At 37.2% G+C, this 21,296-nt stretch carries 18 protein-coding genes and 1 other RNA gene; 11 read left to right on the forward strand and 8 right to left on the reverse strand.

Annotated features, from left to right (window positions below; genetic code table 11):
• The first annotated feature begins 195 nt into the window (after window positions 1-195).
• On the forward strand, window positions 196-2,313 hold the full coding sequence (locus E2R67_RS02065) for a methyl-accepting chemotaxis protein (RefSeq protein ID WP_134289282.1): 2,118 nt from the start codon (window positions 196-198) through the stop codon (window positions 2,311-2,313).
• Between the two features lie 88 nt (window positions 2,314-2,401).
• Here the strand turns inward: E2R67_RS02065 and E2R67_RS02070 are convergent, their stop codons facing one another.
• Complete coding sequence (locus E2R67_RS02070; RefSeq protein ID WP_134289283.1) at window positions 2,402-3,349, reverse strand: LysR family transcriptional regulator; 948 nt, start codon at window positions 3,347-3,349, stop codon at window positions 2,402-2,404.
• Between the two features lie 124 nt (window positions 3,350-3,473).
• Here E2R67_RS02070 and E2R67_RS02075 point away from each other — a divergent pair, with 124 nt between their 5' ends.
• Both E2R67_RS02075 and E2R67_RS02080 read left to right on the forward strand, forming a co-directional pair.
• Window positions 3,474-4,649, forward strand: a complete 1,176-nt coding sequence (locus E2R67_RS02075) for an efflux RND transporter periplasmic adaptor subunit (RefSeq protein ID WP_134289284.1) — start codon at window positions 3,474-3,476, stop codon at window positions 4,647-4,649.
• Window positions 4,649-7,795, forward strand: a complete 3,147-nt coding sequence (locus tag E2R67_RS02080; protein WP_134289285.1) for an efflux RND transporter permease subunit — start codon at window positions 4,649-4,651, stop codon at window positions 7,793-7,795. Before E2R67_RS02075 ends, E2R67_RS02080 begins: the two co-directional genes overlap by 1 nt.
• 254 nt (window positions 7,796-8,049) lie before the next feature.
• On the opposite strand, the gene E2R67_RS02085 is transcribed toward E2R67_RS02080, so the two are convergent.
• On the reverse strand, window positions 8,050-8,490 hold the full coding sequence (locus E2R67_RS02085; RefSeq protein ID WP_134289286.1) for a MarR family winged helix-turn-helix transcriptional regulator: 441 nt from the start codon (window positions 8,488-8,490) through the stop codon (window positions 8,050-8,052).
• A gap of 123 nt (window positions 8,491-8,613) precedes the next feature.
• Here E2R67_RS02085 and E2R67_RS02090 point away from each other — a divergent pair, with 123 nt between their 5' ends.
• A complete protein-coding gene (locus tag E2R67_RS02090; RefSeq protein ID WP_134289287.1) occupies window positions 8,614-9,042 on the forward strand; it encodes an organic hydroperoxide resistance protein in 429 nt (142 codons plus the stop codon).
• Window positions 9,043-9,176: 134 nt separating this feature from the next.
• Here E2R67_RS02090 and E2R67_RS02095 read toward each other — a convergent pair whose 3' ends face one another.
• On the reverse strand, window positions 9,177-10,379 hold the full coding sequence (locus E2R67_RS02095; RefSeq protein ID WP_134289288.1) for an MFS transporter: 1,203 nt from the start codon (window positions 10,377-10,379) through the stop codon (window positions 9,177-9,179).
• 131 nt (window positions 10,380-10,510) lie between these two features.
• On the opposite strand from E2R67_RS02095, the gene E2R67_RS02100 reads away from it, so the two are divergent.
• From E2R67_RS02100 to E2R67_RS02110, 3 genes are all read left to right on the forward strand, one after another.
• A complete protein-coding gene (locus E2R67_RS02100; protein ID WP_134289289.1) occupies window positions 10,511-11,389 on the forward strand; it encodes a LysR family transcriptional regulator in 879 nt (292 codons plus the stop codon).
• Between the two features lie 40 nt (window positions 11,390-11,429).
• Window positions 11,430-11,780 (forward strand): hypothetical protein, encoded by a 351-nt coding sequence (locus E2R67_RS02105; protein WP_134289290.1) that lies wholly within the window; start codon window positions 11,430-11,432, stop codon window positions 11,778-11,780.
• A 109-nt stretch (window positions 11,781-11,889) separates the two neighbouring features.
• A complete protein-coding gene (locus E2R67_RS02110) occupies window positions 11,890-13,074 on the forward strand; it encodes an amino acid aminotransferase (RefSeq protein ID WP_134289291.1) in 1,185 nt (394 codons plus the stop codon).
• 73 nt (window positions 13,075-13,147) lie between these two features.
• Here E2R67_RS02110 and serA read toward each other — a convergent pair whose 3' ends face one another.
• From serA to E2R67_RS02135, 5 genes are all read right to left on the reverse strand, one after another.
• Complete coding sequence (gene serA, locus E2R67_RS02115; RefSeq protein ID WP_134289292.1) at window positions 13,148-14,377, reverse strand: phosphoglycerate dehydrogenase; 1,230 nt, start codon at window positions 14,375-14,377, stop codon at window positions 13,148-13,150.
• Window positions 14,378-14,585: 208 nt separating this feature from the next.
• The gene (gene rpiA, locus E2R67_RS02120; protein ID WP_134289293.1) at window positions 14,586-15,242 is read right to left on the reverse strand and encodes a ribose-5-phosphate isomerase RpiA; all 657 of its coding nucleotides are present in this window, start codon (window positions 15,240-15,242) and stop codon (window positions 14,586-14,588) included.
• Between the two features lie 115 nt (window positions 15,243-15,357).
• Window positions 15,358-15,969: a 5-formyltetrahydrofolate cyclo-ligase gene (locus tag E2R67_RS02125; RefSeq protein WP_134289294.1), complete on the reverse strand. Its 612-nt coding sequence runs from the start codon at window positions 15,967-15,969 to the stop codon at window positions 15,358-15,360.
• A gap of 82 nt (window positions 15,970-16,051) precedes the next feature.
• Window positions 16,052-16,234: non-coding RNA, 6S RNA (gene ssrS / locus E2R67_RS02130), on the reverse strand.
• 152 nt (window positions 16,235-16,386) lie between these two features.
• Window positions 16,387-16,722 carry a cell division protein ZapA gene (locus E2R67_RS02135; protein WP_134289295.1) on the reverse strand — a complete coding sequence of 112 codons (336 nt, stop codon included), beginning with the start codon at window positions 16,720-16,722 and terminating at the stop codon, window positions 16,387-16,389.
• Window positions 16,723-16,893: 171 nt separating this feature from the next.
• Here E2R67_RS02135 and E2R67_RS02140 point away from each other — a divergent pair, with 171 nt between their 5' ends.
• Genes E2R67_RS02140 through E2R67_RS02155 form a run of 4 tightly spaced genes read left to right on the forward strand, consistent with a single transcriptional unit; the run spans window position 16,894 to window position 21,264 of the window.
• Window positions 16,894-17,463 (forward strand): UPF0149 family protein, encoded by a 570-nt coding sequence (locus E2R67_RS02140; protein WP_134289296.1) that lies wholly within the window; start codon window positions 16,894-16,896, stop codon window positions 17,461-17,463.
• 12 nt (window positions 17,464-17,475) lie between these two features.
• The gene (gene pepP, locus E2R67_RS02145; protein ID WP_134289297.1) at window positions 17,476-18,777 is read left to right on the forward strand and encodes a Xaa-Pro aminopeptidase; all 1,302 of its coding nucleotides are present in this window, start codon (window positions 17,476-17,478) and stop codon (window positions 18,775-18,777) included.
• Window positions 18,778-18,799: 22 nt separating this feature from the next.
• Window positions 18,800-20,047, forward strand: a complete 1,248-nt coding sequence (ubiH, locus tag E2R67_RS02150) for a 2-octaprenyl-6-methoxyphenyl hydroxylase (protein WP_134289298.1) — start codon at window positions 18,800-18,802, stop codon at window positions 20,045-20,047.
• Window positions 20,044-21,264, forward strand: coding sequence for an FAD-dependent monooxygenase (locus tag E2R67_RS02155; protein WP_134289299.1), 1,221 nt, complete (start codon window positions 20,044-20,046; stop codon window positions 21,262-21,264). The genes ubiH and E2R67_RS02155 overlap by 4 nt, the downstream gene beginning before the upstream one ends.
• Window positions 21,265-21,296 lie beyond the last annotated feature (32 nt).

Here is a 21,296-nt window from a genome sequence, read left to right on the forward strand (position 1 = left end):
TTTATTGCTGTCTATGGTGCATTTTGCGAAGTGAATTCTTTCATTGCTAAAGTGATTGTCTATATATGCTGGTCTAGCAAGTTAAATACTATTTTGGCGTAAATTTTGCAGGTATAATGCATTCGATTTAGCGTTATTCGTTAAAGTAAACTGGTAAGGAAACCATTTTATCACTTTGATATTAAAGGCACTCTTATGCGTTCACTTTCTGTTCAATGGAAAATAACTCTGCTTTCTGGGTTATGTTTAATTATTATTTCAACCCTGTTGATAGGTTTTTCTATCTACAATGCACATAGCAATCAATTAACGATTAGCTCCCTTAGTTCTGAATCTGTTATTAATAAATCCCAGCAGTTACTTAAAAGTCAAGCTGATTTAAACGCTAGTGAAACGAGTAAGTATATCGAGAATACTTATCAAAAAAGTTTAATGATGGTTGATAGAATGCAATTTATTCAACGCACTGCCGAAGAAAACTTTTCTTCTAGTGAAGATTTGAGAACCTCTTTAAATGGTGCAACGAAAGATTTCCTAGGGCGCTTTGATATCGTTCAAGGGGCTTATCTTGTTTATGCTAACAATAAGTTAGATGGCAGCGACGAGTATTACCTTAATGCTGATTATGTCAGTTCAAATGACGCTGGCCGTTTTGCCTCTTATTGGAGAAAACCTAACAATGATGGTGAGATTTATCATACCGTATTGAGCGAAGCGATACTTAATGACTCAAGCTATGCTGAGCAGTTCACTTGTGCAATGAAAACAAACTCTACATGTATTTCAACTCCTCGTTTTATTGACGCAAACAAAAAAGACAAATTACTTACTTCTATTTCTTTGCCCATCATGATGAACGATGAAGTTATCGGTGTGTTTGGTGTTGATCTTAAATTAGATAAATTATCCTCTATTGTTGATAATTCTGACAGCCAACTTTTTGATAAGAAGGGCGCTGTTTCTATTTTAAATGATAAAGGCGTTTTGATCGCCGCGGATAATAAGCAAGCAAGTTTAGGTCAAATAATGAAGAGTGATAATGTCTCTGCTGAAGAGCTTGCTAGTATTATTCGCAATAAAAAGAATGTGACTCAATGGAGCGAAAGTAAAGAGTGGCTCCTTGTTTATACTCCTATGCCTTTATTTGGAACTTCGTGGGGTGTTTTTTTAGAAATGCCATACGATGAAGTGATGAAAGATGCTGAATCATTAGACGATGTAATTAGAGTTCAGGCAAATAAAAGTATTAATCTAGAAATTATAACCGGTAGTGTATTGATATTGACTGGTTTACTCATTATTTGGATCTCTTCTTTAAAATTGGTTAAGCCTATCCAAGATGTTGTAAGTCGATTAAATAATATCGCTTCAGGCGAAGGGGATTTAACTCAGAAATTAGACGTAAAAAGCAATGATGAAATCGGTCAGCTTGCACAAGGTTTTAATTTATTTCTTGAGAAACTTCAGGGGACGATTGGAAAGATTATAGTCACCACCTCAAATATAGCAGATACAACGACAGCGGCTGAAAATGCGATTTCTGTAACGCGCCATAGTAGTGAATCACAATTTAAAGAAGTGGATTTGGTTGTGAATGCATCGGAAAAAATGACTGCAACCTCTGAGCAAGTTTTTGATAACGCAGGTCTTGCTGTTAGCTCTGCTAGCAAAGCAAACACAGCGGCTCATGAAGGCCAAAAAGTGATTGAATCTTCCTCACAACAAATGTTATTACTTGTGAAGGAAATGGAAAGTGCAGTACCAATTGTGAATGAATTAGCTTCCAATAATGAATCAATTATAGAAATTCTTGGTATTATTGAAGGCATTTCTGAACAAACTAATTTATTAGCTTTGAATGCGGCAATTGAAGCTGCAAGAGCTGGGGAGCATGGACGAGGCTTTGCTGTTGTTGCCGATGAAGTGCGCAATTTAGCCAGTCGAACACAAAACTCCGTATCACAAATCCGAGAAGTAATTAGTGGCGTACAATCAGGAACGATTAATGTTGTTGCTGCTATTAAACAAGGTAATGAGCTCGCTAATGAGACAGCTTCATTAATACAAATAGCGGTTCAACAATTAGACGATATTTCTAACTCTGTCACTGAGATTGGCGAAATGAATAGTCAAATAGTATTGACTGCTCAAGAACAGAAATCAGCTTCCGATGGTGTCAATCAAAGTGTTTTAAATATTAGAGACTTGAGTGTGGAGATATTAAAACAAGCAGAGTCTTCTGAAAAAATTAGTAAAGAAATTGCTAGCCAATCTTCTGAGCAACAATTACTTGTTAGTCAGTTTAAAGTATAGCCTTAGTTATTAAGCTAAATAAAAAGCACTTGGCTTTTATGATAACGCCATAAAAATTAAGTGCTTCAGTTTATTCACTGACATTAAATTATTTACCTTGATAAAGTTTATCAAAGTCAGGGATCGCCAATTCCCATAAAGGTTTATCTTTACCTATATATTCACATACCGCATCTAAAAATAACTGAGTTCGTGCAGGTAAATCTCTATGTGGATAAACGGCATACATTGGGTTGTGTTCGACTAATTGAAGATCAGTTAACAAAGGGACTAATTGTCCTTCTTTGATTTCATTATTAATTAAAAATGCAGGTAATAAACCATAAGCTGTTCCTGAAAGTATTTTCATTTTTAAGACTTCACCATCATTGGCTTTAAAAATACTCTTCATTTTTTGTTCGTAGAACTCGGACTGTTGGTCTAAATATTTTATTGTATTAATCTTGATGTGAGAGCTTGAATAGGTTGCGGCAGGTAAGTCCGAGAGCTCTTCAACTTTTTTAGGCTCACCGTAATTATCAATGAAAGCCGGTGCCGCTAAAATTAACCAGCGATTTCTGGCGATAGAGCGTGCAATTAATGAAGAGTCCTTAGGTTTACCAATACGAAAGGCTAAATCGAATCCTTCAGAAACAATATCAATTAAACGATCATCTAGTCTCAATTCCACTTCAACCTGCGGAAAACGCTTTTGAAATTCTATTATCACAGGTTGTAAATAGCGTTGTCCTATAATGCCTGAAGCCGTTATTTTTAATAAACCACGAGGCTCTTTATTATAATTTTCAGCCACTCTTAATGTGTCAGATAATAACTCGCGTAATTCAACTGCTTTTTTCACCATTTCAGCACCTGCTGCGGTTAATGAAAATGAACGAGTTGAACGATTCAGTAACCTTACGCCTAAATCTTCTTCTAAGCGGTTTATTTGTTTGGATATCACTGAGCGGTCTATATTACGAGCGCCAGCGGCCTTTGCAAAAGAACCTTGTTCAATGACTTCAAGTAACATTAATAAACGACTCGTTGTATCCATTTTTATTCCTGCTATTTAGATTGTTTTATTGGTGCCATTTTGGCATTAATGAAGTTGAAAAACTATGCTTTTTTATCATGTTGTAGTTACGTATCATTTACAGCTATTTTACTGGAGCATCGACATGAAAAAATATTCAATTGCAGCGCTGATCGCTGCGATAAGTTTTACGCTAATAAGCTGTTCAGAAGAACCAAAACAAGCAGCACAACAACGACCTTTACAGTCAATTGATGTTGCAGAAGTTCTACTAAAACCGGCTCAAAATTGGCACACTTATACAACGCGTTTAGAGTCACCTGAAGAAGTGGCATTAATGCCTCGTATTTCAGGGTTAATAGAAAAAATTACTTTTAATGAAGGAGACCAAGTTAAACAAGGTGATCTTTTATTTAAGCTGGATAGTCGTCCGTTTGCCGCGGTTGTTTCTAGTTTAGAAGCACAAGTAATGAGCGCTCAAGCAGCATTAGATCAAGCTAAGAATGAAGCAAAGCGAGCTGTGCGATTAACTGAACGTAAAGCAATTTCAACGGAACAAGCAGAAGAGCGAACTTCAATCTTGCAACAACGTGAAGCTCAACTTGCTGCATATCAAGCGCAACTTGTTTCTGCACAATTGGATTTAGAATTTACCAATATTCGCTCTCCTATTGATGGCATTATCTCACGTGCAAATATTACCAAAGGTAATACAGTGTTAGCGGGTCAAACAGTATTAACGTCAATTGTTTCAAATAAGGCAATGTATGCTTACTTTGATATTGACGAACGTACATGGAACCACTCTTTCAGTAATGTAACTGCTTCAAGTAAACAACAAGTGGTTATGCAAAAAGTGGGTCAAGAAGGTTTCCCTTATTCTGGGCATATTAATTTTATTGATAATAGAATTAATTCTGCAACAGGCACATTACGCGTACGTGCTATTTTTGAAGAAACCAATAATGAATTACGTTCTGGCTCGTTTGCACGTATTCGCTTAGCGGCAAATAAAGTGACTGAGCAAATTATCATTCCAGATCGTGCTATTGGCACTGATTTAAAAAATCGCTTTGTGCTGACCGTGGGTGAAAATAACGTATTAGAATATAAATTAGTGGTTTTAGGTGAGCGTTACGGTAGTTTACGCGCGATTGAATCAGGCTTAGCTAAAGGTGATGTGATTGCAGTAAATGGCCCCGCACGTGTTGGACCGGGTATGCCAATTGCACCTAATATGGTGAATATCGATAGTAGTAAATCTACCTTTGTTTTGTCTGCATTAGATAAGCAATTAGCAGATAACCGTAAGGAACTATAATGAAATTTTCACACTTCTTTATTCAGCGTCCTATTTTTGCGGCGATGCTGTCTTTGGTGATTTTAATTGCGGGTAGTATCTCGTTGTTCCAATTACCAATCAGTGAGTACCCTGAAGTAGTACCTCCAACTGTTGTCGTAACAGCAACTTATCCTGGAGCGAATCCAACGGTTATTGCTGAAACGGTTGCGACACCGTTAGAGCAAGCCATCAATGGCACTGAAAACATGCTTTATATGTTTTCACAGGCAACCAGTGATGGTCGTATGACATTAACGGTGACCTTTGCTTTAGGGACTGATCTCGATCGTGCCCAAACTCAAGTTCAGAACAGTGTTAATAGCGCGTTACCGCGCTTGCCACAGGAAGTACAACGACTTGGTGTAGTTGCAGAAAAATCATCACCAGATTTAACCATGGTTGTGCATTTATTCTCGCCAGAAAAAACACACGATACTGCTTATTTATCTAACTATGCTGATCTGTATGTTAAAGATGAACTTGCACGTTTAGATGGTGTGGGAGATGTTCGATTATTTGGTGGTGGTCAATATGCTATGCGTGTTTGGTTAAACCCAGATGCATTAGCCGCTAGAAGCTTAACCGCTACTGATGTGGTGTTGTCGTTACGTGAACAAAATCAACAAGTTGCTGCAGGTAGCTTAGGAGCGCAACCTACTTCAATCGATAGCCAATTTCAAATTCTATTAAATGTGAAAGGGCGTCTTGGTAGTCTTGAAGAGTTTGAACAAGTTATTATTAAAGTCGGTGAAAACGGTGAAATCACGCGTTTAAACGATGTTGCTCGTATTGAGTTAGGTCAAAATACCTATTCTTTAAGAGCTTTATTAGATAGTCAACCTGCCTTAGCAATGCCTGTTTTTCAGCGCCCTGATGCTAATGCCATTGAATTGTCTGACCAAGTTCGTGCCACCATGGAGCGTTTATCTCAAGCTTTCCCTGCAGGTGTTGAATACGATATTGTTTACGATCCAACTATTTTTGTACGTGACTCTATTGATGCTGTTATCACGACCTTGCTTGAAGCAATCGTATTGGTTGTGATTGTGGTTGTTGTGTTTTTACAAACATGGCGCGCGTCAATTATTCCGCTAATCGCAGTACCTGTTTCTTTAATTGGTACTTTTGCCGTGATGCAATGGTTAGGTATTTCAATTAATACGCTGTCATTATTTGGTTTAGTATTAGCAATTGGTATCGTTGTGGATGATGCCATCGTGGTGGTAGAAAATGTTGAACGTAATATTGAGCAAGGTTTATCTCCGATGGAAGCAACGCGTGTTGCCATGAGTGAAGTAACTGGGCCAATTATTGCGATTGCATTAGTATTATGTGCGGTATTTATTCCAACTGCATTTATTAGTGGTTTGTCAGGACAGTTCTACAAACAGTTTGCATTAACTATTACCATTTCTACTGTTATTTCAGCCTTTAACTCGCTGACATTATCACCTGCGTTATCTGCGTTATTACTTAAATCTCATGATAGTAAACCAGATAGATTAACGCGTCTTTTAGATGCAATGTTTGGCCGTTGGTTATTTAAACCTTTTAATCGTTTCTTCGACAACGTAGCAGAAGGTTACCAAAATCTAGTAAAAAGACTAATACGATTCAGTGTTGTGGTAATGGTGGGTTATGTCGTTTTATTAGGTGGCACTTTCAGTTTATTTAACTTGGTACCTGGTGGGTTTATTCCAGCTCAAGATAAGCAATATTTAATTGCCATTGCACAATTACCTGATGCTGCAAGTTTAGATCGTACTGAAGCCGTTGTTAAACAAATGGAAGAAATTGCACTGCAAGTTCCAGGTGTTGCGCATACAGTCGCTTTTCCTGGTTTGTCTGTTAGTGGTTTTGCGAATAGCCCTAACAGTGCCATTATATTTACACCTTTGGATGCTTTCTCTGAACGCCAAGATCCGAGTAAATCTGCTGGTGCAATAGCGGCACAATTAAATCAACGCTTTACTGCGATCGATGCTGCATTTGTTGCGGTTTTTCCACCACCACCGATTCTAGGTTTAGGTTCAACGGGTGGATTTAAATTACAAATTGAAGATCGTACCAATAAAGGTTTTGAAGCTTTATTTGCAAGCTTACAGGCTGTACTTGGTAAAGCTCGCCAAGATCCTGCATTAATTGGATTGTTCTCAACTTTCCGTATTCAAGTACCACAAATGGATATAGATATTGACCGTGAGCAAGCCTTGATTCAAGGGATTCCATTAGATGAAGTATTTAACGCACTACAGATTTATTTAGGATCAACTTACGTTAATGATTTCAATTTATTTGGCCGAACTTATCAAGTAACAGCACAAGCTGATGCAGAGTATCGCCAAGACCCTTCGCAAATTCTTAATTTAAAAGTAAGAAATAGCCGAGGTAATATGGTGCCACTAGGCTCTGTATTAACGGTAACGCCTTCAATTGGTCCTGATCGTGTGACGCATTATAACGGTTACCCAAGTGCTGAATTAAATGGTAGCGCAGCTCCTGGATACAGTTCAGATCAAGCGCAAAAAGCGATTGAGTTAATTTTATCTGACACGTTACCTAATGGTATTGAATACGAATGGACTGATGTGACTTTCCAACAAATATTGGCAGGTAATACTATGGTGTATGTTTTCCCATTAGTAGTGCTACTTGTGTTTATGGTGCTGGCTGCTCAGTACGAAAGTTTACGCTTACCTTTTGCTATCATTTTAATTGTACCAATGACCATCTTCTCTGCATTAGTTGGTGTTTGGTTCGTAGGTTCTGATAACAATATCTTTACTCAAATTGCACTCATTGTATTGGTGGCGCTCGCCTCCAAGAATGCGATATTAATGGTTGAGTTTGCTAAAGATAAAAGTGACCAAGGACTTTCTCATATTGATGCCATTATAGAAGCGTGTCGCATGCGTTTACGTCCTATCTTAATGACATCTATTGCCTTCACGGCTGGTGTTGTGCCTTTAGTACTTGCGTCCGGAGCTGGAGCTGAAATGCGAAAAGCGATGGGACATGCAGTACTATCTGGAATGATTGGCGTGACTGTTTTTGGACTGTTGTTTACACCTGTTTTTTATATGCTAATGAGTAAAAGTAAGCGAGATAAAGCAGAACAAGAATAAGTTTAAAATAGTAATCTTATTGATAGCCTGATACTTTAAGTGTCAGGCTTTTTTATTGCCTTTTTAATCATGCAACACGAGTTCAATGTTACCTTTGAAGTTTATAAAAATTACAACAAATAGCTTAAAACCTTCCATAACACCTCTATAACACAGAAGTAAATTAAAAGGTTATGATGGTTTATTACGTTTAATTAATCGAGTAAGAAGCTCTATACTCATTGCTGAAGGGGTTATGTGCATTATACGAAGCATTACTCTGGTTTGTTTAAATCTTTAACCACTAAATCTAAAATACTCATTAATTGCTGTGCTTGTTCGGCATCAATACTATTAAATTTACAACGAATTTTACTTGGAATATCAATTGCTTTTAGTTTTAAGGCTTGGCCGTTCTCAGTTAATTTAATTAAACGTTTTCGTTTGTCGTGCTTATCTTTAATGACTTCAAGCAAGTTTTTATCTGTCATTTTTTTCAATATCTGTGTTAACGCGCCTCCATCAATGGCAGTTTTATCAATGAGTTCTGCAATGGTTATTTTATCTTTCTCCCATAGAGCCATCATTACAACATATTGCGGATAAGTTAAATTTATTGCAGTTAACGGTTCTCGATATGCTCGAGCAATACTATTTGATGCCATGTATAAGCGATGGCATAACTGATTTTTTAATTGTAATTGTTCGAATGGCATAAGCTCTCCTCAAATAAATATTTTAATTTGCATGCAAAATATTTGCAATTGTTATTTTTCTTGATTATTATTTTGCACGAAAAATAAATTTATTGATCAATCAATGTAACTTTGGAGTTAATTATGAATGTATTACAAGAAATCGCTTATACAGCTAAAGCAACAGCAACGGGTGGACGAGAAGGTGTTGCTAAATCTGATGACAATCGTTTAGATGTGAACTTATCAACACCTAAAGGTTTAGGTGGTGATGACGGCCAAGGTACAAATCCTGAGCAATTATTTGCGGCTGGTTACGCTGCTTGTTTCATCGGTGCCATTAAATTTGTTGCTGGCGCTGAAAAAATTAAACTACCAGCAGATGTTTTTATTAATTCTGAAGTGTCTGTTGGTCCAATCGAAGGCGGTTTTGGTATTGCTGTTAAATTGGCTGTATCACTAGGTGATATGGATAAAACTGCTGCTGAAGCATTAGTAGAAAAAGCACATCAAGTTTGCCCATATTCAAATGCAACACGTGGCAATATCTCTGTAGAACTTTCAGTGATCTAACTGTTTAGCTTTGTAGACATAATTCTAAAAGCATTATTCTAGAGTTTAGTTTTAGAATATTATTTTAAAATATTGCTAAAAATACTTATTGAAAGCACCTAATGTTAATCGCATTAGGTGCTTTTTTTGTAGCCTTAAATAGAAGGGGTTACATGTTTATGATGAAGAGTAAATTTAACTTGGTAGATAGCCAATAATCCTAAACAAACAATCAGTGCAATACTTGTGCTTGCTATGACACCTTGCCAGCCCCAGTTTTCATAAAAAGGTGCAACAAAAAATACGCCTAAACTTGCTCCCGTATAATAAAATAAGCTATATAGTGCTTGTGCACTGCCTCTTCCTTTTTTTACTGTTCGCCCAACTAAAGTACTTGCTTGAGCATGGCAAAAGAAGAATCCAAAAGCCATCATGATCATACCTATGATCATCATAGAAAGGTGTTGATTACTTAAGAGTATATTTGCCGCCAACATAATAAATACTCCCGTTGCCACACCGGCTAATTGGCCATGTTTTTTAGAAAATTTACCGGCTAGAGAAGCGCTGGTGGTTCCACCCAAAAAGGTAATAAAAATCAAACTACGAATGCCACTAGGTAATTGATAAGGTGCACCTTCTAATACCGTCATTAAGTAACTAAATAGATTAACAAAACAACCAAAGGCTAAGCCGATGACCATATAAATAATGACTAATTGTGGGCGTTGTAAATGCTTAATAAACATATTTAAACTTGGCATTATCTTAAACTTTTGTGCAGTAAAATGACGCTGCTTTGGCACAATCAAGTAAACAACAAGAAATAACACTGAGGTAATAACTGCAATTAAGAGCCCAGTTGCTTGCCAACTTCCTAATAATTCAACAAAAGTACCACCGATTAAACGACTGCTTATCCCTCCAATAGAATTAGATGCAATGTAAAACCCTACGGCGGCTGGTAACCAACTTTTTCTTAACTCTTCTCCAAGTAGTGGGATTGCAATCGCTGGACAAGCAGATAATAACGCGCCTTGTATAAATCTTAATGATAAGAATAAAGTGTAATTTTCAACCAGTGGTAGCAACAAAGATACGCATAATCCCGCTATCATACCTTTTACTAAAATTGAACGTCGACCTATTGAATCAGAAACGCTGGCAAAAATTAGTAACCCTAACCCCATACCAAGTAATGGTGCGGACATCGCTAAATTTGCGGCGAGTAAAGAAATTTTAAACTCTTGCTGTAATGTTGGTAACAAGGGGTGTAACCAATAAATATTAGAAAAGGTTACAATTGAAGAAAGACAGACTGCGAGAACTAAGCGATTGTAATGCGTTAATTTTTTCATTTTTTATATAAGTGATGTGAAAGATGGTGCGATGATAGCCCTCTATTATCAATAAATATATTCTGTTGTTTTTATGCTATCCATAGATATAATTTATGGGTAAGATTCAAGGCATTAAATTGGAGAAATAAATGGAATTTAGACAACTACAACACTTTGTCGCAATTGTTGAAACAGGTAGTATTTCTGCTGCTGCTCGTCATTTATACCTAGCTCAGCCTGCAATTAGCGCAAGTATTAAAAAACTTGAAAATGAGCTTAATATGCCTTTGTTACATCGACGAGATAGAGGCGTTAGCCTAACCGAAGCAGGGGAAAAGTTTTTACAGCATGCCAAGCAAATATTAAAGCAAACAAAAGATGCTAAGTTAGCAATGCAAGCGATTGAAGGGTTAGATCAAGGTGAAGTCGAAATCGGTGTGCCGCCTATGTTGGGGTCTTACTTTTTTCCTCCACTCGTGATGGCTTTTAAACATCAATATCCTGCTTTAAAACTTAATATCGTTGATTCTGGTACACGTAGTATTCGTAAAAAACTACTTGATGGAGATTTAGAGTTAGGTGTCGTTGCCGACCATGATTTGCCACCAGAATTTGAAAGTGGCAAATTAATACGAGAAGAAATGGTGGTGGCTATGGCGGCAGATCACCCATTGGCTGAGTTTGAGCGAATTGAATATAAAGATTTTCTTAAGCATGAATTAATCCTATTTGGTAAAGGTTTTTATCATCACTCTTTGATTGATAAAATTTGCCAAAAAGAAAAAGAAAGTCCCAAAATCGCCTTTACAAGTAACCTTTTACCATTAGTAAAGTCAGTGATACGTAAAGGCTATGCTATTTCTCCTATGTGGAAAGTTGCGATTCAAGATGATGATGAACTCACTACACGTCCTTTCGTTGAACCTTTTTGTATTGACCTTAGTTTAGCTTGGCGTCGAGATAGTTATCTCTCCCGAGCAAATCAGGTTTTTCGGGATTTTATTCTTGAAGAAGTTAAAAAGAATTAACTAATTTGGTGCATTTTTTATTAAAAACAAGGAATTACATGTGAAACGTTTTACCTATCAATGTCTAATGGTGAGCTTGTTACTCCTCTTAGTCGCCTGCAGCCAAACAAGTCAACAGCAACAGGTTGAACAAATGATGCAGGCTATTACATCAAGTCAAGATGCGTTATATGAAGAGAAAAATGTACAGATCTTAAGGAATTATATTGCCAACAAGGGAATTGTATTAGCAATAACTTCACAGGATAGTGAAAATGAGCGGGTAAATACTTTAACGGATTTAGCGTCAGCAAAGTCTTTACGTATTGTCTTTAACCATGGTGAAGCAAGTAAAGAATTTTTATGGCAACCCATCAAAATTAATAATGTATTTATTTTATTTAGAGAGTAAATATAAACGCGAATTAAAGATAAATTCGAGCATGTTTTCCGCTTAAATTGGCGTAATATGCATTAATCCTATTATGATGTATTCATTTTAAAATTAAGGTAAATCGATCATGTTTAAACAGCTTCAACCCGCAGTTAAAGATCCTATTTTGTCTTTATCTTTTGCCTACCAGCAAGATAGTCATGCGCAAAAATTAAATCTTGGTATCGGTGTATATCGTGATGAGCAAGGTTTGACGCCAGTATTGCCTTCAGTGAAAGTTGCTGAAAAATATTTGTTAGAAAGCCAGCAAAGCAAAGCTTATGTGGGGTTAGCTGGATGCGAGCAGTTTAATGCTGAGATGATCAATTTAGTGTTAGGTGATAATGCCAGTCGTTCTCGTGCGGTAGGGGTACAAACTCCCGGTGCAAGTGGTGCATTAAGGTTATTAGCTGATGTAATTAAACTCGCTAATCCCACTGCTAAAATTTGGATGAGTGATTTAAGTTATGCTAACCATGCACCTATTATGAAAACAGCGGGTCTTGAAGTTGCTTATTATCCTTATTTTGATCCGTTAACAAAAACAGTTAATGAAGTTGCAATGTTGGAGACATTATCTCAGTTAGGAAAAAATGATGTGGTGTTATTACACGGATGTTGCCATAACCCGACGGGTGCAGATATTAGTTTTGCTGCTTGGCAAGCAATTACAGAGATGGCAATCAAATCAGGATTCTTACCTTTTATCGATATGGCTTATCAAGGCTTTGCTGTTGGAATTGAAGAAGATGCGGCTGGATTTCGTTATCTTGCTGAACGTGTTCCTTCGTATTTTGTGGCAAGTTCATGCTCTAAAAACTTTGGTTTATATCGAGAAAGAACGGGAGTTGCGATTGTTGCTTCTAATAACTTAGCAGAAAGTGAGTGTATTAAAGGGCGCATTATTGAATGTGCACGAAGTACTTACACTATGCCACCAGATCATGGTGCCGCTATTGTGCGTCATATATTGCAAGATGAAACGTTAAAAACACAATGGCTATCTGAAGTCACAGAAATGAGAATGCGTATTTTAAATGTTCGTTCTTTATTAGTTGATGCATTAAAAGAGCAAACTGGCACGCAGCAATTTGACTTTATTAATCAACACAAAGGTATGTTCTCAGTAATAGGAACCAACAAAGAGCAATTAATACGTTTAAGAGAAGAGTTTGGTATTTATATCGTCGGTGGTGGGCGAATTAATATCGCTGGATTAAGAGAAACTGAAGTTCCGTATCTAGCTGAAAGTTTATCAACAGTATTTAAATGATTTTACGTATTGGGTTTTTATAAAAGCAAAAAAGGGACTCGAAAGTCCCTTTTTTATGGCCAGTAAGCGATGCTTAATTTAATAAACGTGCGCGAATTGTACCTTCAATTTCTTTTAATTTAAGTAGCGCTGTATCAGCATCTTCACTGTTTACGTCAATCACTACATAACCAATATTTGCATTTGTTTGTAGGTATTGAGATGCAATGTTGATGTCGTTATCAGCAAAAGCTAAGTTAATTTTAGTTAAGATACCTGGTTGGTTTTTGTGAATATGTAATAAACGGCTCGTTCCTTTATGTATCGGTAAAGATACTTCAGGGAAGTTTTTAGATGATAATGTTGAACCGTTATCAGAGTATTTAACTAATTTACCTGCTACTTCGTAACCAATGTTTTCTTGTGCTTCTTGCGTGCTACCGCCAACATGTGGCGTTAGGATCACGTTATCGAATTCACGTAATGGAGAATCAAACTGTTCTTTGTTTGATTTTGGTTCAGTAGGGAATACATCAACCGCTGCGCCCGCTAGTTTTTTGCTACGTAGTGCATCGCACAGTGCTGGAATATCAACAACAGTACCACGAGCGGCATTCATGAAAATGGCGCCATCTTTCATTTGTGCAAATTGCTCTGCACCCATCATATCTTTTGTAGAAGCCACTTCAGGAACGTGTAAGCTTACAACATCAGACATTGATAATAGTTTTTCCATGGTGTTAACTTGTGTCGCATTACCTAGTGGTAATTTGCTTTCAACATCATAGAAATAAACATTAAAGCCCAAACCTTCAGCTAAAATACCAAATTGCATACCGATATGACCGTAACCGATAATACCTAAGTTTTTACCACGAGCTTCATAAGATTGTGTTGCTGATTTATCCCATTCTCCACGGTGTGCTTTTGCGTTTCGTTCTGGCACGCCGCGTAATAGTAATAATGCTTGGCCTAGTACTAACTCCGCAACGCTTCGTGTATTTGAAAAAGGTGCGTTAAATACCGCAATACCTTTGGCTTGAGCTGCCTCTAAATCAACTTGGTTTGTACCAATACAAAAACAGCCAATAGCAACTAATTTGTCAGCTGCTTCTAAAACTTTAGCCGTTAAGTTAGTACGAGAACGAATACCAATAAAATGAACGTCTTTAATTTTTTCGATTAATTCTTCATCGCTTAACGAAGTTTTAATGCTTTCGATATTGGTGTAACCCGAGTCAGTGAATGTATCAAGTGAACTCTGGTGTAAACCTTCTAGAAGAAGAACTTTGATTTTATCTTTATTGAGTGAAAACTTCGTCATTTTATTTCCTTAGGGCCTTACGTTTGCAAGGTAGTGGACAAGTAATTTTATACGAACAATTTTAGTGTGGGTAAAGTACCAAAATTTAACGCTATTGTGAATCTGAGACTGTTATTTTGTATATGAAAAAATGAAACAACTTATTACAATTTGCGTATCTATTGATCCAATCCCTTGTTTTTGTATGGAATTGGATCATTTAATTAATTTATTTTAAAACTTTTACGCCATTTTCTGTGCCGACTAATACAACATCAGCTGCGCGATTTGCGAATAATCCATTGGTTACTACACCAACAATTGAGTTGATTTGGTTTTCTAATGTTAATGGTTCAGCAATTTGCATGTTATGAACATCAAGAATGACATTACCATTATCAGTAATCACGCCTTCACGGTAAACAGGATCACCGCCTAGCTTAACGAGTTCTCGAGCAACATAACTACGCGCCATTGGGATCACTTCAACAGGTAATGGAAATTCACCTAATACATCAACATTTTTTGTATCATCAACGATACAGATAAATTTATCTGCAACAGCTGAAACAATCTTTTCACGCGTTAATGCAGCACCGCCACCTTTGATCATATGATTGTATTTATTGATTTCATCTGCACCATCGACATATACACTTAATTCAGACACTTCATTTAAATCAAATACATCAATGCCGTATTCTTTTAATTTTGCTGTTGATGCTTCTGAGCTGGATACTGCACCTATGATACTGTTTTTGATTGTTGCTAATGCATCAATGAAATGATTAACCGTTGAGCCTGTGCCTACACCTACAATAGTGTCTTTTTCAACGTATTCTAAGGCTGCATAAGCGGCTGCTTTTTTCTTATCATCTTGAGTCATCGGTTGGTATCCTGTTGAGTTGAGGGTTATGCTTTTCAATGGGCGCGATTATACCCTCAATTGCGCTTTAAATTTAAGCTATATTTTTTAAAACAGTGTAAATAATTTGCTTAAATTAAAAGCAAAAATGATGAGTTGGGGTAATGATTTCAGGCAAGGGGACGTCCCAGTTTTGAATAGGTAGTGCATCTAGGTACTGACAATCATGTGCAAGCCCGATAGGGTAAGGTCCAGTTTGCTTTTCAAACCAAGGGCTTAGTAAACGGTCGTAATAACCGCCACCCATTCCAATTCGGTTCCCCTGTTGGTCAAAAGCAACCAATGGGGTGAATACAATATCTAATTCAGTAACGGGACAAGTATTGGCAAAGCATGAATTTTCAATAATTAATTTTGGCTCTTTAATACCGTAACGGTTTATATCCATTTCAGTATTTAGCGTATATTCAACAAAGATTAATTGTCCTGGTTCATCAGGATGCACCACAGGTAAGTAAACCTGTTTATTTTGTTGCCAGCACCATTCAATAAAACAGGTTAAATCGATTTCACCATCATAAGCTAAAGTAACAGATACGCGTTTTGCTTTAAGTATTTTAGGATGAGTGATTAAAGTGCTGAGTAATTTTTCAGATGCATTTTGCTGAGCTTCATTAGTTAATGCTCTACGTGATGCTCTGATAGTTTTACGTATTGCATCTCGTTGTTCAGAAATCGTATCGTTCATTGTTGTTTAAAAACTTAATTAAAATTCAGGTACACAGAAGATAACAAAGAAAACGTTTAAATGGTAATTTATATAGTGGATAGGTAATCCAGGGGCACCGCTATTGACTTTGACCTTGAACCCGAAGGTCAAGGTGGCGTATTCGTGTATACCGTAGGTTTCTCGATACTAGCCGAGTTTACACAATAGTATCCAACCGAATTCACCAAGGTAAAGCTTATCGGCTCAGGGACTTAGTCAAGATTAACGGGTGCCCGAGGATTAAATAAACTGTACCTGTATTTAATCGGTTTTAAAAGGGGTTTATGGACAAAATTCTTTAAATTTGATCAAAGCTTTTGTTTTTTAAAAAAAGTGTATTTCAATTGTATAAAAGGTGATCGAAGTGTTGAAAATTACATCAGTCATTGCTGCTTTTTATGAAGCCACTTCATCCTGATTGACTGATGCCGTTGTTTCTGTGGATGGCTTTTTATCTAATACACCTGAAATTGCATTTTGTAGCTTTTCGATGCGGCGATTAAGTTCTTCGGTTTTTGCTTGGTTTTCTGCTTGTAATGTATTGAGTTGGTGTCGGTAATTTAGCGTTGCCATCACAATTAATTGTTCATTACGTAAGTTTCTACCGGACATTCTTAATTCTTTTAAGTGTTCATCTACCTGAGCGACGGTTTGTAATAAACTATCTTGCTCGCCATCGGGGCAGCCTATTTTGTATTGTTGGCCTAAAATATTGATATCAAGCTGTGCCATAAACGACCTCGTTAGTATGATAGATTGGGCTAGGTAAACTTCCCTTTCAAAAATATGAGATTACGCGCGAACTATATCGAGCTAGCTATCAAGTTTCAAGTAGTTACTAGCGACGAGATCCTGTGGATGATAGAATGCTTGGATTATTCCTTGTTGATTAAGAGTGTCGCTATGAGTTCTTCTGTTTTACCCAATTTCGAAAAAATATCACAAGCACTTGAAGATGCTGATTTATTTACCAATGCGTCGGAAACACATGGCGTGTTGGCCGGATTTGTTTGTGGTGGTATTGCCCTTGATGATAACAGTTGGCAGCCATTATTTAATGATGTCGTTAATGAAGGAATGGCCTTACCAAAAGTGATTAAATCCTTAATCTCTGATCTTTATGCCGATGTTGTCAAACAATGTAGTGACGATGGTTTAGGTTTCAACTTGCTATTACCCGATGATGAAAAACCCTTGGATGAACGCGCAGAAGCGATGGCGCAATGGTCTCAAGGTTTTCTAGTGGGATTTGGTATGGTACAACAAAACTTAAATCAAGCCCCAGAAGATGTTCAAGAAGTGATCCGTGATATTCGCGATATTTCGCAATTGTCTTTGGATTTTGAACAAGAAGACGAAGATTCTGAGATTGCATTTACTGAAATTGTTGAGTATCTTCGAATAAGTGCAATGGTCTGCTTTAATACGTTTTCTCGTAAAACTAGCTCTCCCGTTTCTAATACTCTTCATTAATCTCGAGGCTACATGACTGAATTTACAACTCGCCGTCAACTATTTGCTGACACATTGCTAAATAACAGTATTGCTATTTTTCCTTCAAACCAAGAATTAACGCGCAGTAATGATACTGAATTTCGTTTTCGTCAAAATAGTGATTTTTATTATTTATGTGGTTTTAATGAGCCTGATGCTTGTTTAGTGCTTATTAAAAAAGAAGAGTGTGTTAAAACTATTTTATTTAACCGTAAGAAAGATAAAACGGCTGAAATTTGGCATGGCTATCGTTTAGGTCAAGAAGCCGCTATTACTGAATTGCAAATTGATGATGCTTTTCCAATTGATGATTTTGAAGTGCAATTAAGTCAATTATTAACGGATATTGAAAATATTTATTACCCTGTTTTAAGTGGATTGAGTTTAGATCAACGTTTACAAAACGTATTAACCTCTTTACGTAATAAATCACGAAGTGGTTTGATTACTGCAAATCAATTCTTAAATTGGCAACCGCAATTACATGAAATGCGTTTATTCAAAAGCTCTGCTGAACAAGATTTAATGCGTAAAGCTGGCGAAATATCTGCACTTGGACATGTACGAGCAATGCAACGTTGTAAGCCGGGAATGTTAGAGTTTCAATTAGAACTAGAAATCGAATATGAATTTGCTAAACAAGGCACTCGTGATGTTGCCTACAGTAGTATTGTCGCTGGTGGTAATAACGCTTGTATTTTACATTACACTGAAAACGATAAACCTTTGCAAAATGGGGACTTAGTCTTAATTGATGCAGGTGCAGAATATCAAGGTTATGCTGGCGATATTACGCGTACTTTCCCAGTGAATGGACGTTTCTCTGAAGAGCAGGCTATCATTTACCAACTTGTTTTAGATTGTCAGTTATTAGCGATTGAAAATGTAAAACCAGGAATAAGTGTTTTAGGCATTAATAAATTAGTGGTACGTAAAATGTGCGAAGGTTTATTAAACTTAGGTATCATGAAAGGCGACCTTGAAACCTTGATTTCAGAAGAAAAATATAAATCGTTTTATATGCATGGTTTAGGACATTTTATTGGATTAGATGTGCACGATGTGGGTGAGGCTGGCACAATCGATAATCCGCGTTTATTAGAAGCTGGCATGGCAATTACCATTGAACCAGGTATTTATATTAGTCACGATGCAGATGTTGAAGATCGCTGGAAAGGAATTGGTGTCCGTATTGAAGATGATATTCTGATCACAACGACAGGTCATGAAGTTTTAACGTCTGCCGTACCGAAAACGATTAAAGATATTGAAACGCTAATGCAACATGGCTAAAACAAATAACGAGGCACTTTCAATGAGCACTATTTCAACATCTGAGCAAACGTTAGATTATGATGTAGTGATCGTAGGAGCTGGTATGTCTGGCTCATTATTGGCGCTTTCATTATTAACAAAAAAACCTTCGCTTAAGGTATTGTTGCTAGATGAAAATCCTAAGCGAATAAAGACTGATCGTGCATCAAATCCAAGTTTTGATGCACGTTGCATTGCTTTAAATGCAGGCTCTGTTGATGTGTTGCATGAACTTGGTTTATGGAAAGATATTCAAAGCAAAGCGCAATCTATTCAACAAATTCAAGTTTCGGATCGTGGTTATTTGGGTGCTCCTGAGTTAACACCACAATCATCCTCTGAAATAAATGATGAAGCTTTTGGGTATGTGGTTGAGTTACAACATGTGGGCCAAGTGTTGGCGCACACTCTCGCCGATTTTCAATCATTAACCACCTTGTATAACGTTAAATTAGAGCATATTGAACAGCAAATTTCATCTGTCACCTGCCAGTTAAGCAATACACAAAAAGTCACTGCTAAATTGTGCGTGGGAGCAGATGGAGGCAATAGCCAAGTAAGAAAGCTTGCTAATATACAAAGCAGTCGCAGCGACTATCATCGTAGTGCGATTATTTGTAATATTCGTAGTAACCAACCTCATCAAAGTATTGCCTACGAACGATTTACGGAAAGTGGTCCCATTGCCTTGTTACCGTTAACAGATAATCGATTTTCAGTGGTTTACTGTGTTGAAAATAAAAATCTTGATTGCATTAAAAATTTATCCGACAGTGCCTTTTTAAGCCACTTGCAATTAGAGTTTGGATTTCGTGCAGGCGTCTTTGAAGAAACCGGAAAACGGGATGTGTATCCATTAATGCTGTTAACTTCAAACCATCCTATTTCACATCGTGTTGTTTGTATTGGCAACGCGGCACACAGTTTACACCCTGTTGCCGGCCAAGGTTTTAATTTAGGCTTACGTGATCTTTATGTCTTAGCTGAAGTGATCTCGCAAACCGACATTGACAAAGTTGGCTCATTCCCAATGCTAAATCATTATTGGCAATGCCGAAAAGCTGATCACAATAAAACCATATTAATGACAGATAGTTTGGTACGTATTTTTAGTAATCAGTACCATTTATTTAGTATTCCTCGTACTTTCGGGCTACAAGCAATGAGCCTGTTTCCGTCTTTATCTCAGCCTATTATCGAACAAGCAAAAGGCCAGTTTGATTTGTTTAACAGAGAAAATTTATCATGATGCAATCTTTTGATGTCACCATTGTTGGTGGTGGAATGGTTGGTTTAACGTTAGCCAAAGGCCTTGCGAATAGTGAATTATCAATCGCTATTATTGAAGCTAGTGAAACAAGTGAGCTAGCAAAGAGCCCTGAAAGCAGAGTCAGTGCAATTAGTTTTGCAAGTAAAACGCTATTCGATAATTTAGGTGTTTGGCCATTATTAGCCAGTGAACGCATAACCCCTTATCAAACCATGCAAGTATGGGAAAAAGATAGTTTTGGTAAAATTGAATTCAATGCTAAGCAGGTGAACCAACAAGAACTAGGTTACATTGTTGAAAACAAAAACTTACAACTTGCTTTATTAACTGCGGTTCAACAACAGAAAAATGTCACTTTTTTTTGCCCAGATGCCTTACAAAATATGGCGATTGGAGAAGGCGAAGCTTGGTTAACATTAAACAGCGGCAAACAATTAACTTCAAAATTAGTGGTTGCAGCAGACGGCGCAAACTCTTGGGTGAGACAACAACTAGATATCCCGTTAACTAAATGGGACTACCAGCATCATGCGATTGTGGCGACTGTAAAAACTCAAGAAATTCATCAAGCCTGTGCAAGGCAAATATTCACGTCACAAGGGCCGTTGGCTTTTCTTCCTTTATATGAACAACATACAAGTTCCATTGTTTGGTCGGTTCCGCCACTACAAGCTGAACTTTTACTGGCATTAGATGATGCAGCGTTTAACCAAGAATTAAATCGTCATTTTGATAATCGTTTAGGCTTGTGTGAAGTGCAAGGCTACAGACAAAGTATCCCATTAACCATGCGCTATGCTCGTGATTTTGCTAAGCACCGTGTCGCTTTAATTGGCGATGCGGCACATACCATTCATCCTTTAGCGGGGCAGGGCGTCAACCTAGGTTTAATGGATGCAGCAAGTTTAGGGCAAGAGATTCTAAAATGTAGCGCTGCTGGCAATGATATTGGACTTTATCAACATCTACGCCATTTTGAGCGTTGGCGTAAAGCGGAAGCAATACAAATGATTGCATCGATGGAATCTCTGAAACAATTATTTAACGGTGATAATCCCATTCAGAAATTATTAAGAGATGTTGCATTAACCATGGCGAATAATGTTTCTCCATTAAAAACACAATTTATAAAACAAGCAATGGGCTTGCAAGGTGAGCGCCCTAATTTATGCTTACCGCAATCAAACGTTAAATAAATGTTACTAACTCGATAAATGTCGTGCCAGAT

Source organism: Psychromonas algicola (assembly GCF_004378355.1).
In the GTDB taxonomy this organism is placed as follows: Bacteria; Pseudomonadota; Gammaproteobacteria; order Enterobacterales; family Psychromonadaceae; genus Psychromonas.

Bases quoted from the DNA above. Each gene is read 5' to 3' on its own strand.
- pepP (WP_134289297.1), top strand. From the start codon at position 17,476: ATGACTGAATTTACAACTCGCCGTCAACTATTTGCTGACACATTGCTA.
- E2R67_RS02110 (WP_134289291.1), top strand. From the start codon at position 11,890: ATGTTTAAACAGCTTCAACCCGCAGTTAAAGATCCTATTTTGTCTTTA.
- E2R67_RS02090 (WP_134289287.1), top strand. From the start codon at position 8,614: ATGAATGTATTACAAGAAATCGCTTATACAGCTAAAGCAACAGCAACG.
- E2R67_RS02155 (WP_134289299.1), top strand. From the start codon at position 20,044: ATGATGCAATCTTTTGATGTCACCATTGTTGGTGGTGGAATGGTTGGT.
- E2R67_RS02100 (WP_134289289.1), top strand. From the start codon at position 10,511: ATGGAATTTAGACAACTACAACACTTTGTCGCAATTGTTGAAACAGGT.
- rpiA (WP_134289293.1), bottom strand. From the start codon at position 15,242: ATGACTCAAGATGATAAGAAAAAAGCAGCCGCTTATGCAGCCTTAGAA.
- E2R67_RS02140 (WP_134289296.1), top strand. From the start codon at position 16,894: ATGAGTTCTTCTGTTTTACCCAATTTCGAAAAAATATCACAAGCACTT.
- E2R67_RS02095 (WP_134289288.1), bottom strand. From the start codon at position 10,379: ATGAAAAAATTAACGCATTACAATCGCTTAGTTCTCGCAGTCTGTCTT.
- E2R67_RS02135 (WP_134289295.1), bottom strand. From the start codon at position 16,722: ATGGCACAGCTTGATATCAATATTTTAGGCCAACAATACAAAATAGGC.
- E2R67_RS02065 (WP_134289282.1), top strand. From the start codon at position 196: ATGCGTTCACTTTCTGTTCAATGGAAAATAACTCTGCTTTCTGGGTTA.
- E2R67_RS02075 (WP_134289284.1), top strand. From the start codon at position 3,474: ATGAAAAAATATTCAATTGCAGCGCTGATCGCTGCGATAAGTTTTACG.
- E2R67_RS02070 (WP_134289283.1), bottom strand. From the start codon at position 3,349: ATGGATACAACGAGTCGTTTATTAATGTTACTTGAAGTCATTGAACAA.
- serA (WP_134289292.1), bottom strand. From the start codon at position 14,377: ATGACGAAGTTTTCACTCAATAAAGATAAAATCAAAGTTCTTCTTCTA.
- E2R67_RS02080 (WP_134289285.1), top strand. From the start codon at position 4,649: ATGAAATTTTCACACTTCTTTATTCAGCGTCCTATTTTTGCGGCGATG.
- E2R67_RS02085 (WP_134289286.1), bottom strand. From the start codon at position 8,490: ATGCCATTCGAACAATTACAATTAAAAAATCAGTTATGCCATCGCTTA.
- ubiH (WP_134289298.1), top strand. From the start codon at position 18,800: ATGAGCACTATTTCAACATCTGAGCAAACGTTAGATTATGATGTAGTG.
- E2R67_RS02125 (WP_134289294.1), bottom strand. From the start codon at position 15,969: ATGAACGATACGATTTCTGAACAACGAGATGCAATACGTAAAACTATC.